The sequence below is a fragment of the Frigoribacterium sp. PhB118 genome, from assembly GCF_003751725.1.
Classification (GTDB): Bacteria; Actinomycetota; Actinomycetes; order Actinomycetales; family Microbacteriaceae; genus Frigoribacterium.
On sequence record NZ_RKID01000001.1, the window covers coordinates 14,808 to 28,242 of the forward strand.

General features: G+C 71.1%; 12 protein-coding genes and 1 tRNA gene. 9 read left to right on the forward strand and 4 right to left on the reverse strand.

Features of this window, described 5'->3' with window-relative positions:
- Positions 1-123 precede the first annotated feature (123 nt).
- The 7 genes from EDF21_RS00075 to EDF21_RS00105 all read left to right on the forward strand — a co-directional run bounded on the left by EDF21_RS00075 (position 124) and on the right by EDF21_RS00105 (position 6,976).
- Positions 124-1,221 (forward strand): prephenate dehydrogenase, encoded by a 1,098-nt coding sequence (locus EDF21_RS00075; protein ID WP_123570740.1) that lies wholly within the window; start codon positions 124-126, stop codon positions 1,219-1,221.
- Positions 1,222-1,355: 134 nt separating this feature from the next.
- A complete protein-coding gene (gene cmk, locus EDF21_RS00080) occupies positions 1,356-2,033 on the forward strand; it encodes a (d)CMP kinase (protein WP_056044916.1) in 678 nt (225 codons plus the stop codon).
- A 48-nt stretch (positions 2,034-2,081) separates the two neighbouring features.
- Positions 2,082-3,551 carry a ribosome biogenesis GTPase Der gene (gene der / locus EDF21_RS00085; RefSeq protein WP_369794368.1) on the forward strand — a complete coding sequence of 490 codons (1,470 nt, stop codon included), beginning with the start codon at positions 2,082-2,084 and terminating at the stop codon, positions 3,549-3,551.
- A 165-nt stretch (positions 3,552-3,716) separates the two neighbouring features.
- The gene (locus EDF21_RS00090; RefSeq protein WP_148053604.1) at positions 3,717-4,025 is read left to right on the forward strand and encodes a hypothetical protein; all 309 of its coding nucleotides are present in this window, start codon (positions 3,717-3,719) and stop codon (positions 4,023-4,025) included.
- Positions 4,026-4,111: 86 nt separating this feature from the next.
- Entirely contained in the window at positions 4,112-5,815 is a 1,704-nt protein-coding gene (locus EDF21_RS00095) for a hypothetical protein (protein WP_148053605.1), read from the forward strand.
- Positions 5,808-6,356 (forward strand): hypothetical protein, encoded by a 549-nt coding sequence (locus tag EDF21_RS00100; RefSeq protein WP_148053606.1) that lies wholly within the window; start codon positions 5,808-5,810, stop codon positions 6,354-6,356. Before EDF21_RS00095 ends, EDF21_RS00100 begins: the two co-directional genes overlap by 8 nt.
- A 53-nt stretch (positions 6,357-6,409) precedes the next feature.
- A complete protein-coding gene (locus EDF21_RS00105; RefSeq protein ID WP_233568299.1) occupies positions 6,410-6,976 on the forward strand; it encodes a hypothetical protein in 567 nt (188 codons plus the stop codon).
- Positions 6,977-7,334: 358 nt separating this feature from the next.
- Here EDF21_RS00105 and EDF21_RS00110 read toward each other — a convergent pair whose 3' ends face one another.
- Entirely contained in the window at positions 7,335-7,787 is a 453-nt protein-coding gene (locus tag EDF21_RS00110; RefSeq protein ID WP_123569915.1) for a helix-turn-helix domain-containing protein, read from the reverse strand.
- 54 nt (positions 7,788-7,841) lie between these two features.
- On the opposite strand from EDF21_RS00110, the gene EDF21_RS00115 reads away from it, so the two are divergent.
- Positions 7,842-9,065 (forward strand): MFS transporter, encoded by a 1,224-nt coding sequence (locus EDF21_RS00115; protein ID WP_123569916.1) that lies wholly within the window; start codon positions 7,842-7,844, stop codon positions 9,063-9,065.
- A gap of 520 nt (positions 9,066-9,585) precedes the next feature.
- Here the strand turns inward: EDF21_RS00115 and EDF21_RS00120 are convergent.
- Genes EDF21_RS00120 through EDF21_RS00130 form a run of 3 tightly spaced genes read right to left on the reverse strand, consistent with a single transcriptional unit; the run spans position 9,586 to position 12,703 of the window.
- The gene (locus EDF21_RS00120) at positions 9,586-10,608 is read right to left on the reverse strand and encodes an ABC transporter permease (RefSeq protein WP_233568300.1); all 1,023 of its coding nucleotides are present in this window, start codon (positions 10,606-10,608) and stop codon (positions 9,586-9,588) included.
- Positions 10,605-11,669, reverse strand: a complete 1,065-nt coding sequence (locus tag EDF21_RS00125) for an aliphatic sulfonate ABC transporter substrate-binding protein (RefSeq protein ID WP_123569917.1) — start codon at positions 11,667-11,669, stop codon at positions 10,605-10,607. Before EDF21_RS00125 ends, EDF21_RS00120 begins: the two co-directional genes overlap by 4 nt.
- On the reverse strand, positions 11,666-12,703 hold the full coding sequence (locus EDF21_RS00130; protein WP_123569918.1) for an ABC transporter ATP-binding protein: 1,038 nt from the start codon (positions 12,701-12,703) through the stop codon (positions 11,666-11,668). The genes EDF21_RS00125 and EDF21_RS00130 overlap by 4 nt, the downstream gene beginning before the upstream one ends.
- Positions 12,704-12,883: 180 nt before the next feature.
- Between EDF21_RS00130 and EDF21_RS00135 the strand changes: the two genes are divergently transcribed.
- Positions 12,884-12,960: transfer RNA gene (locus EDF21_RS00135), tRNA-Pro, on the forward strand.
- Positions 12,961-13,435 lie beyond the last annotated feature (475 nt).

Here is a 13,435-nt window from a genome sequence, read left to right on the forward strand (position 1 = left end):
TGGTCCCCGAGGGGGCGGACGGTCGTGACCGACGCGCACCGCGCCTCCTCGTCCGACGACGCCTTCGGGTCTGACGCGCTCCTCGCTCACGCACCGTCGGCCGACCCTTCGACGGTCGGCGTGCTGACGGCGGGCAGCCGCCGGCTGGCAGGCCAGGTGCGCATCGTCGGTTCGGGTCTGCTCGGTGCCAGCATCGGTCTGCGTCTGCGCCAGCACGGCGTCGACGTGATCCTCGACGACGTGTCACCGGCGGCGCGCAGCCTCGCCGTCGACTACGGCGCCGGGCGGCCCCCGGCCGACGGCGACGCCCCCGGGCTCGTCGTCGTCGCCGTGCCGCCCGACGTCACCAGCGACATCGTCGCGCGCGAACTCGACGCCTGGCCCGAGGCGCTCGTGACCGACGTCGCATCGGTCAAGGTCGCCCCGCTCGCCGAGTTGCGTGCGCGCGGCGCCGACGTGTCGCGGTACATCGGATCGCATCCCATGGCCGGCCGCGAACGCGGGGGAGCCGTCTCGGCTCGCGCCGACCTCTTCGTCGGCCGCCCGTGGGTCATCGCGGGGCACGACGACATCACGTACCGTCGGGCGGCCGCCGTCGAAGACCTGGCGCTCGACCTCGGAGCGACCCCGATCGAGATGACGCCGGAGGAACACGACGCCGGCGTCGCCCTCGTCAGCCACGCGCCGCAGGTCGTCGCCTCCCTCATGGCGACGCGTCTGCGCGACGCACCCGACGCCTCGCTCGGCCTCGCCGGTCAGGGCGTCCGGGACGTCACGCGGGTCGCGAGCAGCGACCCGGCGCTCTGGACGCAGATCCTGGGGGCGAACGCCTCCCGCGTGGCCGTCGTGTTGCGCGACCTGCGCGCCGACCTCGACCGCGTCGTCGAGGCCCTCGAGGCACCCGACGCGCCGGGCAGTCGCCGCGCCGTCGCCGAGAGCATCGGCGCCGGCAACGTCGGCGTCGCCCGTCTGCCCGGCAAGCACGGGCAACAGACCCAGTTCAGCTCGGTGATCGTCATGGTCGACGACACTCCCGGGCAACTGGCCCGCCTGCTCACCGAGATCGGTGAGATCGGCGTCAACCTGGAAGATCTGCGGCTCGAGCACTCGCCGGGCGCGCAGGTAGGACTCGCGGAGGTATCGATCGTGCCCGAACAAGAAGACCGACTCGTCACCGAACTCGAGACCCGGGGTTGGACCGTCGTGGGGGCGTTCGCGTGAGCGGCGACCAGGGCGGCACGAGCCCCGTCGGCTCGTCGGACGTCGACCCCGAGCGCTCGCCGGGTGAGCACGGCGTCGGAGGTCCCGCCGGCGAGGCCCACGTCGAAGAGTTGCGGGCCGAGACCGCCGAGGCCGTGCACCGCCACGTGGTCGTGGCCGTCGACGGGCCGGCCGGAAGCGGCAAGTCGAGCGTCAGCCGCGCCTCCGCAGCTTCCCTCGGCTTCGACTACCAGGACACCGGGGCGGCCTACCGGGCCTTCGCCTTGCACGCGCTCGACAGCGGCGTCGACCTCGACGACGCCGAGGCCGTCATCGCGACGCTGCCGACGTTCCACTACGCGATCGGGATCGACCCGGCCCGCGCCTCCTCGGTGACGATCGGTGGTCGCGACGTCACCGACGAGATCCGCACGCCACGCGTGACGACCGCCGTCAGCCACGTGGCCAAGCTGCCCGAGGTCCGCCGCTTCATGGTCGACCTGTTCCGCCGCATCATCGCGTCGACCGACAAGCCGGGCATCGTCACCGAGGGGCGCGACATCACGACCGTCGTCGCACCGGATGCCCAGGTCAGAATCCTGTTGACCGCGAGCGAAGCCGCTAGAATGGCCAGGCGTTCGGCCGAGGTGACCGGGCAGAGTGCCGAAGAGACAGCTCGGCAGCTCTCGACCCGCGACCGGCTCGACAGCAAGGTCGTCGACTTCATGACCGCCGCACCCGGCGTCTCCACCGTCGACTCCACCCAACTCGACTTCGACCAGACCGTGCAGGCCGTGGTCGAGCTCGTGCGAGCGAGCACCCCCATTTCTTAAGGAAGCCCCATGGCAGACGACGACAAGTACCCCGAGCTCGACGAGCAGATGGTTGACCGCATCCAGACGATGCCCGACGAGGACGCCGACCAGCGCGCCCGAGCCCTCCGCGCCGGCCTGACCGACTACGACCTCGACGAGGGCGACATCGACGTCCTCGAGGGGGCCGACTGGGACCCCGACGCACTCACCTACGCCCCGGCCCTGCCGGTGCTGGCGATCGTCGGCCGACCGAACGTCGGCAAGAGCGCCATGGTCAACCGCATCCTCGGGAGGCGCGAGGCCGTCGTCGAGGACAAGCCCGGCGTCACGCGCGACCGCGTCTCGTACAAGGCCGAATGGGGCGGACGCCGCTTCACGCTCGTCGACACCGGCGGATGGGAGCCCGACGCGATCGGCATCGACCGCTCGGTCGCGATGCAGGCCGAGATCGCGGTCGACCTGGCCGACGCCGTGCTGTTCGTCGTCGACGTCAACGTCGGGGCGACCGCCACCGACGAGGCCGTCGTGCGGATGCTCCGTGCCTCGCACAAGCCGGTCATCCTCGTCGCCAACAAGAGCGACGACGCCCGGAAAGACCTCGAAGCCGCGTCACTGTGGTCGCTGGGGCTGGGCGAGCCCTTCCCCGCGTCGGCGCTGCACGGTCGCAACGTCGCCGACCTGCTCGACCTGTGCATGACCAAGCTGCCCGCGGTCTCGACCGTGGCCAAGCAAGAGATCGGCGGCCCTCGTCGCGTCGCGATCCTCGGTCGACCGAACGTCGGCAAGAGCTCGCTGCTGAACAAGGCCGCGGGCGAAGAGCGCGTCGTCGTCAACGAGCTCGCCGGCACGACCCGTGACCCCGTCGACGAGCAGGTCGAGATCGCCGGTCGCGTGTGGACCTTCGTCGACACCGCCGGCATCCGCAAGCGCGTCCACCTGCAGCAGGGCGCCGACTTTTACGCGTCGCTGCGCACCTCGGCCGCGCTCGAGAAGGCCGAGGTCGCGGTCGTCGTGATCGACGTCACCGAGCAGATCTCGACGCAGGACCTGCGCATCATCGACCTCGTGCTCGAGTCGGGTCGCGCGCTCGTGCTCGCCTTCAACAAGTGGGACCTCCTGGACGACGACCGTCGTCGCTACCTCGAACGCGAGATCGAGCAGGACCTCGACCACGTGTCGTGGGCCCCGCGCGTGAACATCTCGGCCCGCACGGGTCGTCACCTCGAGAAGCTCGTGCCCGCCCTCGAGCTCGCGCTCGAGTCGTGGGACACCCGCATCCCGACCGGCAAGTTCAACGCCCTGCTCGCCGAGCTCGTCGCCGAGCACCCGCACCCGCTGCGGTCCGGCAAGCAGCCGCGCATCCTGTTCGGGACCCAGGCCGCGAACCGCCCGCCGACCTTCGTGCTCTTCACGACCGGGTTCCTCGACCCGCAGTACCGTCGCTTCATCACGCGACGCCTGCGCGAGATCTTCGGCTTCGAGGGGACGCCCATCACGGTCAACATGCGCGTCCGCGAGAAGCGCAAGCGCCCGTAGTCCTTCTCCCGTGCCCGTCCCGTCGACGGAACGGCACCGCCCGCAGGCTCGCCTGTGGACTGAACGCCCGGTTGTGGATCGTTTCCACACCGGGCGTTCTGCATTGCTAGGGTGGCTCCCATCGGCAGCGATATGTGAATGTCGCATGATGGAGGGCGAGGGTGCATGGCAGACCTGGTGGTGAACGAGAAGACGTTGACGTCGGTTGCTTGGCGGGTGTCGACGGCGGCCGTCGACGCCGAGGTGTCGGCGACGCTGACGCTCGGGTCGGCGGCCGACGTCGGCTCACCGAGCGTGGCGGGGGTCCTCGACGAGGCGACGGGACAGCTGGTGAGACGGGCGGGGTTGGCCGTCGAGGCGATCCAGGCGGTGGGCGACTTCACGACGACGTTCGTGCGCGAGTTCCAGCAGGTGGAGTCGCGGCTCGCCGCCGGCTTGCCGGTGGGCGACCTGGCCGGGGTGGGGTCCAAATGACTGCCGACGCCGACCCGGGGGTCGGGTCGGTCGAGGGCATCCGGCAGCTCGCGACGACGAGGCGGACCGAGGTCGACGATCTCGAGGTGGCGGCCTACCGGTTGGCCGAGGCGGCGAGCTGGGGTGCCGAGTGCTGGCGGGGACGCTCGGGCGAGCAGTTCGTCGCGTCCATGACGGAGGTGTCCGCCGAGGTGACTGCTGTGGCTCGGGGCCTCGAGCACCACGCGGCGGCGCTCGAGGCGTACGCGGTCGACGTGTCGTTGATCCAGGGGTCTCAGCAGACCCTGGAGGCGCGGCGTGCGATGGCCGAGCAGAACATCCTCTCGACGGGGGTCGCGCTGAAGACGGTCATGCGCGAGGCGCAGGAGGCGGCACAGGGCGACCTGTTCGGCCTCGTCGTGGAGTCCGAGTACCGCTCGGGTGAACGGTCGACCTTGCAGCGTCGCATCGACGACGAGCAACGCGAGCTCGAGGTCGTCGCGGGCTTGTGGGCCGACCTGGTCGAAGAGCGGGCTGCGGCCGATCGTCGGTGCGTCGCCGCGCTGCAGAGCCCCGAGGCGATGGGGTCCCTGCCGCAGGTCACCGGGGAGGCCCTGGCCGCGGGGTCGTCCGAAGAATTGCTGGCGCTGCTGGCAGGGCTCTCGGCCACCGAGCTGACGATGTTGCTCGAGCAGCACCCCGAACTGGTCGACGAGGCGTTCCTGGCCGATCCCGAGCGGGTGCGGGCCTGGTGGGACGAGCTCGGCCAGCAGGGTGCGCGAAACGCTGATGGGCTGACCGCGGTGCAGGTGGCACTGGTGCGAGGGGCTCCGGCGATCATCGGGGCCCTCGACGGTCTGCCGCCGTCGGTGCGGGTCGCGGCGAACGTGTTCAACGCGAAGCGGCGGATGGCCGAGATCGACGAGATGGTGGGGCCGATCGGGCGGCGGGGGCTGCAAGGCGACGATGAGCTGCTGGCCGCACTGGCGCGCGAACGCGCGTACCTCGCCGACGCTGTGGCGAAACCACCGCACGTGCAGCTTTATCTCATCGACCCCTCGAAGAGCCGAATCATCGAGATGATCGGCGAGTGGAACGACCAGACGAGGACGGTGCTGGCCTACGTGCCGGGGACGTTGACGAACATGGACTCGTTCTACGGGAAGAACGGAAGTCTGCAGCAGATGGCGAAGTGGCTGGAGGCGAATGATCCGGATGGAACGTCCGTGGCGTTCGTCTTCAAGGACGGGGTCTTCCCGGGTGGCGCCGAAGGCAGCAAGAACCCGGCCGAATTCGTCGGGGCTTTCGCGCAAGCCAACGACCCCGAATTCGCGCGCGAGACGAGCAAGGCGCTGTACGACTTCCAGCGGGGGCTGGCCGTGGATCCGATCAGAACGGAACCCGGATACCGCGACGTGGCCATCGGGCACAGTTGGGGGTTGGCGAACATCACGTCCGCCGAGGTCCATGGGGCTACGTACAACAAGGTGATCTCCCTCGCGGGGGCCGGGATGCCGCCGGAGTGGGAGCCGCGAGCGGGCACGACCTACACCGACTACAGCTACTGGGACTTCCTGATGGAGGCCCAGTCAACCGGTGGTGTCTGGGGCGGGCGGAACCCGAACCGGTCCGACGACTTCGACTCGCGTGGGTACTACCAGAGTCCGCATGACGTGGAACTCGAGCAGACCGGGGCAAGCTACACCCCGGTCTGGAAGCTGGACGACAACCATGCGCTCGTCGCTCGATCGAGTGACGACAATGCACCGGTGCGCGATGCCTTGAGGCGGGAGCTGTTCCCTGATGGCTAAAACCAAGGCGAGATTTATCGCGATTCGGTGTGCAGCCGTGATTGCAGTGTTGTCCAGCTTGGTCGCGGGTTGCGCCCAAGAGACCCCGGAGGGGCTTGAGCAGATGAAGTACATAGACGAACAGACCGATCGAGTGGATCTCGCGGCCTTGAAACGCGACATCATGGTGACTCAACGAGACCTGGCGTCCATGGGCGGCGCGGAGGGCATCGTGGGCATCCTGGAGCCAGCCGACGGGGTCCTGATGTCGTGTTCCGAGGGTCGACACCAATGGACCGGGTCGACGACTATCGAGTACGCCGAAGCCCCAGAACAAGAGGCGTACTTCTCCCTCGTGGAATCAGAACTGGCTGACTCTGCGGACTTCCGGACCGAGCGGGTCTTTACGCCTGATGGCAGGGACGAATGGCTCGTAGTGTGGAGCACAGATGGAACTCGCTACTCCATCACGGTCTACACGGGCCGCTCGAAGGTCCAGGTGTCGTCGAGTTCGTGGTGCTTCACGCTGCAGCCCGGGCAGGCAGAGGGTGGTCAGTTCTGAGGGCGGAGTAGGGCACCATTGGTGTTCGTGAGACGAGCGGACGGGGTGCGAGGGTGACGGGCGCTGGGCTGTGGCACCGCGCCTCCTCGGGGGCGGGGTTGTCGGCCGCGGCCGACCGGGTGTGGCAGCGGCTGCAGCTCGACCGGCTGGCCGGGGGGCGTCACTCGGGCTACGTCATCCACGAGGACATGCAGCGGCACCCGCGCACGGTCCGTAGCTTCGTCGGCATCCGGTGGCTCCTGTTCGGCGAGACCGTCGTCGGGCTCACCGCCATCTTCATCGCCGCCGTCCTCACCAGCCGAGGCGAACACGTGCCGTGGGCCGTGTGGTTCCGCTCCACGGTCGTCCTCTTCATCACCGCCTCGCTGTACGTCTTCGCGTGGCGCGCCCAGCTCGGCTACTACTGGGCCTACTCGCGCCTCCGCCTGTTCAGCCGCATCTTCCCGATCGTGACGCTGATCATCGCGACCATCCCCGGGCTCTACCCCGGGTGGATGGTCGTCGAACAGATCGTCTTCTCGCTGCTGATGATCGGCATCGGTGACCTCCTCACGAGCGACCACATGCGCGCGGCCTTCCCGCGACCGGCCAAGCCCGGCGCGGTCGACAGCACGGGCTGAGAGTCCGGACTCCTCTCGCCACACCACGAGATAAACACCCCGCCATTCGATTCCATGGCGGGGTGTTTATTTCGTGGTGGGCTGGCGGGGCGGAGGGCTCGCGGCCGGGCGGCGGGCTCGGAGACGGGGCGGAGGGCTGGCTGCCGGACGGGCGACCGGCGCGCTGACGGACGGGCTGCCGGTGCGCTGACGGGCGGGCAGGCGGGGCGGAGGGCTCGCTGCCGGGTGGCGGGTTCGGAGGTGTGTGGAGGGCTGGCTGCCCGACGGGTGACCGGCGCGCTGCCGGGAGGGCTGGCTGTCGGACGGGCGGGCTGCCGCGCTGACAGGCGGGGCGGTCGCCGACCCGAGGAGGCGCGGGTCAGGCGCCCGCGCGCGGTACCATCTCGACGTCGGCGGGTTCGACCTCGCGGCCGTCGCCCGTGACGAACGCGACCCGCACGGGCTCGCCCGAGCCGGCGACGCTGAACCGCCGTGCGGCGCCGTCGGGGTGCGGATCGTGCTCGTCGCCCCAGACGGCGAGGGCGGCCAGCACGGGGGAGAGGTCGCGGCCGGCGTCGGTCAGCAGGTACTCGACGCGCTCTCGGGCCCCGTCCTCCCGGTAGGTCGAGCGCTCGAGCACGCCGGCGGCGACGAGCGACTCGAGCCGGGCCGTCAGCACGTCGGGCGACAGGCCGAGCCGCGCCCGGAACTGCGAGAACCGGGTGTGCCCGAGCAGTGCCTCCCGCACCACGAGCAGGGCCCAGCGCTCGCCGAGCAGGTCGAGGCTGCGCGCGATGCCGCAGCGCGGGTCCAGGGGTCCACGAGAAGCCATGCCGACAGTCTACCTCGATAGGCTTTTCGTATCCAGGGTGCTAGCGTCGCCGTCATGCCCCGTGACTTCGCTGCCTCCGTCCGTCCCGACGGGCCGGACCGGCTCGCGTTCTGGACCTGCGCCTCCGTCCTCGCCCTCGCCTTGTGGACGAGCGGCGCCGCGACGCCTGTCTACCCGCTCTACGCGACCGACTGGCAGCTGACGCCGTTCGTCACGACCGCGATCTTCGCCGTCTACCCGCTCGTCCTCGTCGTCGTGCTGCTCGTCTTCGGCAGCCTCAGCGACACGATCGGTCGGCGGGCGAGCATCCTGCTCGGCGTGAGCGCGTCGATCGTCGGCGTGCTGCTGTTCGCGCTGGCACCGGACGTCGGCTGGGTGCTGATCGGCCGCGCGTTCATGGGCCTCGGCGTCGGCCTGTCGCTCAGCCCCGCGACCGCCGCGATGATCGACATCGCCGGTCCCGTCAACTCGGCGCGCACCGGAGCCATCAGCACCGCCTCCACCGCCGTGGGCCTCGTCTTCGCGACGCTGCTCGGCGGAGCGCTCGTCCAGTACGCGCCCGAACCGCTGCACCTCACCTACTGGGTTCTGCTCGTCGTCGAGGTGGGCGTGCTCGTCCTCGTCTGGCGGCTGCCGCGGGACCGGGACGCGCTGGCCGGGCGCTGGAGGCCACGGTGGCCGAGCGTGCCGCGCGCGCTCCTCGGGGCGGTGGGCGCCGCAGCCGTCTGTGTCAGCGCCTCCTACGCTCTCGGGGCCGTGGTGCTCTCGCTCGGTGCCGAGATCGGCGTGACGCTGATCGGCAGCGACAACGCGTTCGTCACCGGCGCGGTGATCGCCCTGTCGATGGTGGTCATCGCGGTCGTGGCGCTGGCGTCACGACGCGTCCCGGTGGTCGTCGCCGTCGTCGTGGCCGCGGGGGCGACGGCGCTCAGCTTCACGGCACTGGTGCTGGCCGCGGCGCAGCAGTCGTTGGGGCTGTTCCTGGCGTTCTGCGTGCTGTCGGGAGTCGGCTACAGCCTCTTCTTCGCGTCGGGGCTGGGGATCGTGTCGCGGTTCGCTCCGGAGCACCACCGGGCGGGGACACTGTCGGCCGTGTACCTCGTCGCCTACCTGGTGCAGGGGGCGACTGCCTTGTGGCTCGGGGCGCAGGCGACCCGCGGAGGGCTCGAGAGCGCCGTCGACGTCGGGGCCCCGGCGATCGTGGGGCTGGCGCTCGCGGCGATGGTCGCGGTCGTGATGGTGATGCGCGGGCGGGAGCGGCGGCGGGTGGCGGCGTAGGGGGCGACGTGCGGCCAGCGGCGGCCGGCGGCGGGCAGCGGGCGGCGGGCGTCGGTCGCGGGGCGGCACAGTTTGCAGCCGGCAGCACAGCCCACAGCCCGTGGGCCGCGGGCCGCGGGCCGCGGTCGGCGGTCGGCGGTCGGCGTTCAGCACAGCTTGCGGTGGTCGGCACAGCCTGCCCGCGTAGGTCCCGCTATAGGACGGCAGGGAGCGGAGCGCAGGAGGCGCGGGCCGGGCAGGGTGCGCGGCGTCCGGACGGGGCGAAGGTAGGAGGCGCGGGCCGGGCGGGGTGCGCGGCGTGCGGACGGCAGGTGCTCGGCTTGCCTCACGCCACGAGGTACACATGCCGCCACGCGATGTCGTGGCGGCGTGTGTACTTCGTGGCGGGGTGGGGCGGGCCACGACGCCAGGAAGTGGTCACAGCGCCAGGCTTAGTCCTGGCGCAGTGACCACTTCGTGGCGTCATGCCCGGGCGGCGCGGCAGGCGGTCGCCCGCCGCCCGCCGCCTGCCGCCCGCGGCCTACCGCCAGCGCCGCAGCGCTACGCGCTGCACGACGTTCAGCACGGTGTCGCTCAGCGTCCCGAGCAGCGCCAGCAGGACGATGGCGAGGAAGATCCGGTCGACGCGTCCGTTCGACTGCGACTCGGTCAGCAGGAAGCCGAGGCCCATCGACGACGCGATCAGCTCGGCCGCGACCAGGAACAGCCACGCCTGCGCCAGCGCCAGCCGCAGCCCCGACACGAGCGAGGGCAGCACGGCCGGCAGCTGCACCCGGGTGAAGAGCGACACCCGCCGCAGGCCGTAGGCGCGCCCCGCCTCGACGAGCTGCGGGTCGACGTGCCGCAGCGACCCCGCGACCGTGGTGAAGACGGGGAACGCCGCACCGATCGCGATCAACGTCACCTTGGAGTCCTCGCCGATGCCGAGGTACAGGATCAGCAACGGCACCCAGGCCAGCGACGGCACCGCGCGCACGGCCGCGATCGACGGCGCGAGCAACGCCTCGCCCACCCGCGACAACCCGACGACGGCGCCGACGACCAGCCCGATCACGGACCCGACCACGAACCCGATCAGCACCCGCTGCACCGAGATGGCGACGTAGAGGCCGAGCTGACCCGTGGCGGCGAGGTCGACTCCTGCCCGCGCCACGTCCGCGGGGGACGGCAGGCGGTACGAGGGCACTCCGCCGACGGTGGTGGCGAGCACCCAGGCGGCGAGCACGGCGGCCGGCAGGAGCACCCCGAGCAGTGCCAGGCGGCGGGGAGGGGTCGCGCCCGGGGTGCCCGGGCGTCGCGGCGCGGGCGACCCGGACGAGGAGGCGCGGCGTCCGTTCTCGGCGGCCCGCGCCTCCTGCGGCCGGGACGAGGAGGCGCGGTGGGCGTCGGACGCGACCCGCGCCTCCTCGAGGGGGGTGCCGGTCACGGCGTGCGTGACGTCGCCGCGCCGGGCTCCGGCGACGACGGTGCCCGAGCCGCGCGTCGCTCCGGAGCGGACGACCTGGCGGGCGTCCGCCTCGCGGCTACTGAGGTTGTCACTCACGAGGTGGACGCGGCCTTGGCGTAGCTGTCGTCGAAGAGCGAGTCGAGGGCGGCGTCGACGTCGTCCTGCGAGGGGACGTCGCCCGACTCGACCAGGATCGGGCCGACGGTCTCGAGGACGGCGCGCTGGTCGGCTCCGGGGGCGGGGTCGATGTCGAGGTGGGTGCGGTCGATCACCGTGGTGGCGACGGCGGGGTCGATCGCTGCGGCCTTCGCGAGGATCGCGGCGGTTTCGTCCGGGTTGTCGAGTGCCCAGGCGCGGGCCTTCTCGTACGAGTCGACGACGACCTGCGCGACGTCGGGCGACGCCTCGAGGAACGACTCGGTCGCGTTGAGGAACCCGTAGCTGAGGAAGTCCACGTTGCGGTAGAGCAGCTTCGTGCCCGACTCGGCCTCGCTCGCGGCCATGATCGGGTCGAGCCCGGACCAGGCGTCGACGCTGCCGTTCTCGAGGGCGGCACGTCCGTCGGCGTGCTGCAGGTTCTGGATCGTCACGTCGGAGGCGCTGAGGCCGGCCTGGTCGAGCGCCTGCAGCAGGAAGAAGTACGGGTCGGTGCCGGTGGTCGCCGCGATCGTCTTGCCGCGGAGGTCCGCCACGTCGGTGATGGTCGAGTCGCCCGGGACGACGAGCGCCGACCACTCGGGCTGCGAGTACACGTCGATCGTCTTGATGGGGGAGCCGTTCGAGCGGGCGAGCAGCGCGGCCGAGCCGGCGGTCGAGCCGACGTCGACCGCTCCGGCGCGCAGCAGCTCGTTGGCCTTGTTCGAGCCGGCCGACTGGGTCCAGTTGACGGTGACTCCGTCGCCGAGGGCGTCCTCGAGGTAGCCCTGGTCCTTCACGACGAGGCTGAGCGGGTTGTAGGTCGCGAAGTCGATGTCGAGGGTGTCGGTCGACCACTCGCCGTCGCTCGCCCCGGAGCCGCCTGCCGCGTCGGCCGCGCCGGTGCCGGCGTCCTCACCCGCGACGCAGCCGGTGAGGAGGAGGGCGCTCGCCGCGGCGAGGGCGAGACCGCCGGCCCAGGAGGCGCGGGTGCGGGTGGTGGGGGAGGTGCGGAAGGTCATCGGTTCGTCTCCGTGCTGTCGGGGGCGGTGCGGTGGTCTGCGGGGGTCGGTGCGGGTGCGGTCTCGGTACGGGCGCGTCCGGCGGTGGCCGTCGCGGTCAGCGTGCTGGTGGTCGAGTTGCCGGCGTGCACGCGGTGGACGCCGAGGTCGGCGAGCAGCTGGAGGCGCAGTTCGGCCAGGGCGGGGTCGTCGCGGTCGCGGGGTCGGTCCCCGGGCACGGTGACGATGCGTCGGATGCTGGGGGCGCCTCCTGCGGTGTCGGCGTGCGCCGCGCCTCCTGCGGTGGTGTCGGCCGCGCCCGTGGCGCCGACGAGCTGCGGCTGCTGCTGCTGCGAGAGGTCGGCGAGGACGACGATGCGGTCGGCGAGGTAGAGGGCTTCGTCGACGTCGTGGGTGACGAGCAGGACGGTGGTGGGTTCGGCGCGGTGGATGTCGAGCAGCAGGTCGTGCATGCGGAGGCGGGTGAGGGCGTCGAGGGCTCCGAACGGTTCGTCGAGCAGCAGCACCTTGGGGGCCCGGGCGAGGGCGCGGGCGAGGGAGGTGCGTTGGGCCATGCCTCCGGACACCTGGCGGGGGCGGAGGCCGGCCGAGCTGCCGAGCCCGACGAGGTCGAGCAGCTCGGTGATGCGGGCGCGGCCAGCGGCCTTGTCGGGTTTGCTGCCCGTGCTGCGCCTGCCGGCCTCGGCGCGCTCGCTGCGCCTACGGGCCTTCGGCAGGCCGAGTTCGACGTTCTGGCGGAGGGTGCGCCAGGGCAGGAGGCGCGGCTCCTGGAACGCGATGGCGCAGCGTTGGTCGGTGGGCCGGGTGGGGGAGTCGTCGATGTCGACGGTGCCGGAGTCGGGCTGGTCGAGGCCGCCCACCTGGCGCAGCAGCGTCGACTTGCCGCAGCCGGAGGGTCCGACGATGGCGATGATCTCGCCGGCCTCGACGTCGAGGTCGAGGTCGTTGAGGACGGGGCGCTCGCCGAAGTGCCTTCCGACGCCGCGCAGACGGATCGGCAGAGCCGAGGAGGCGCGGGTCGTCGAGGTGGGCATGTCACGACGGTAGGTGGGCGGGGTGCCTGCCGTCCCGTGGGGTGTAACGGGGCGAAACACTCCGTTCGGTCCGCCCTGCGCCCGGCTCGGTCTCAGGCACACCGATTCATCGGCTATAGTTGTGGGGTTGCCTCGGTCGGGGCAACACCAAGACCTGGGTTGAAATTCGAACCCGGATCTCGGGCTGTGGCGCAGCTTGGTAGCGCACTTGACTGGGGGTCAAGGGGTCGCAGGTTCAAATCCTGTCAGCCCGACCATTGGGGCGAGTTAGTAATCGTCTTGAGAACTGTTCACAACAAAGAAGCCCACCGAGAATCTCGGTGGGCTTCTTTGTTGTCATCGGGCTCGTGCTGGGATGCGCGGCACTTGTCGTTGCTTTTGCGAAACGCGCGAGGCGCGCGCGCTCGGTCCCAGGCGCGACAAGTACCGCCACATCAGTATGGCGTCGGCTATGGCGACGCTGTCGCCCTAGCCGATGCGTCTCGTATGCCGTCACGACGGCACCAGCTCCTGCGGAAGGGGCCAGCGTAGGCAGTTCAGCGATCAGCCGTGTGTTCGACGTTGGCGAGCGGTGGATATCGCCGATCGGATGGGCGTACCTCGCAGCAGGGTGCAAGAACGCTAGGTAGATCTTGCCTACGTCCGCTTCTTGACCGTCGGCTGGCGGGTTGCGCCGCGCGAGCCGCCTTCTCTGCGGCTTTTTGCTGTCTGAGTTCGAGGTCCGGTGCACCG

Bases quoted from the DNA above. Each gene is read 5' to 3' on its own strand.
- der (WP_369794368.1), top strand. From the start codon at position 2,082: ATGGTTGACCGCATCCAGACGATGCCCGACGAGGACGCCGACCAGCGC.
- EDF21_RS00090 (WP_148053604.1), top strand. From the start codon at position 3,717: ATGGCAGACCTGGTGGTGAACGAGAAGACGTTGACGTCGGTTGCTTGG.
- EDF21_RS00100 (WP_148053606.1), top strand. From the start codon at position 5,808: ATGGCTAAAACCAAGGCGAGATTTATCGCGATTCGGTGTGCAGCCGTG.
- EDF21_RS00110 (WP_123569915.1), bottom strand. From the start codon at position 7,787: ATGGCTTCTCGTGGACCCCTGGACCCGCGCTGCGGCATCGCGCGCAGC.
- EDF21_RS00115 (WP_123569916.1), top strand. From the start codon at position 7,842: ATGCCCCGTGACTTCGCTGCCTCCGTCCGTCCCGACGGGCCGGACCGG.
- EDF21_RS00125 (WP_123569917.1), bottom strand. From the start codon at position 11,669: ATGACCTTCCGCACCTCCCCCACCACCCGCACCCGCGCCTCCTGGGCC.
- EDF21_RS00130 (WP_123569918.1), bottom strand. From the start codon at position 12,703: ATGCCCACCTCGACGACCCGCGCCTCCTCGGCTCTGCCGATCCGTCTG.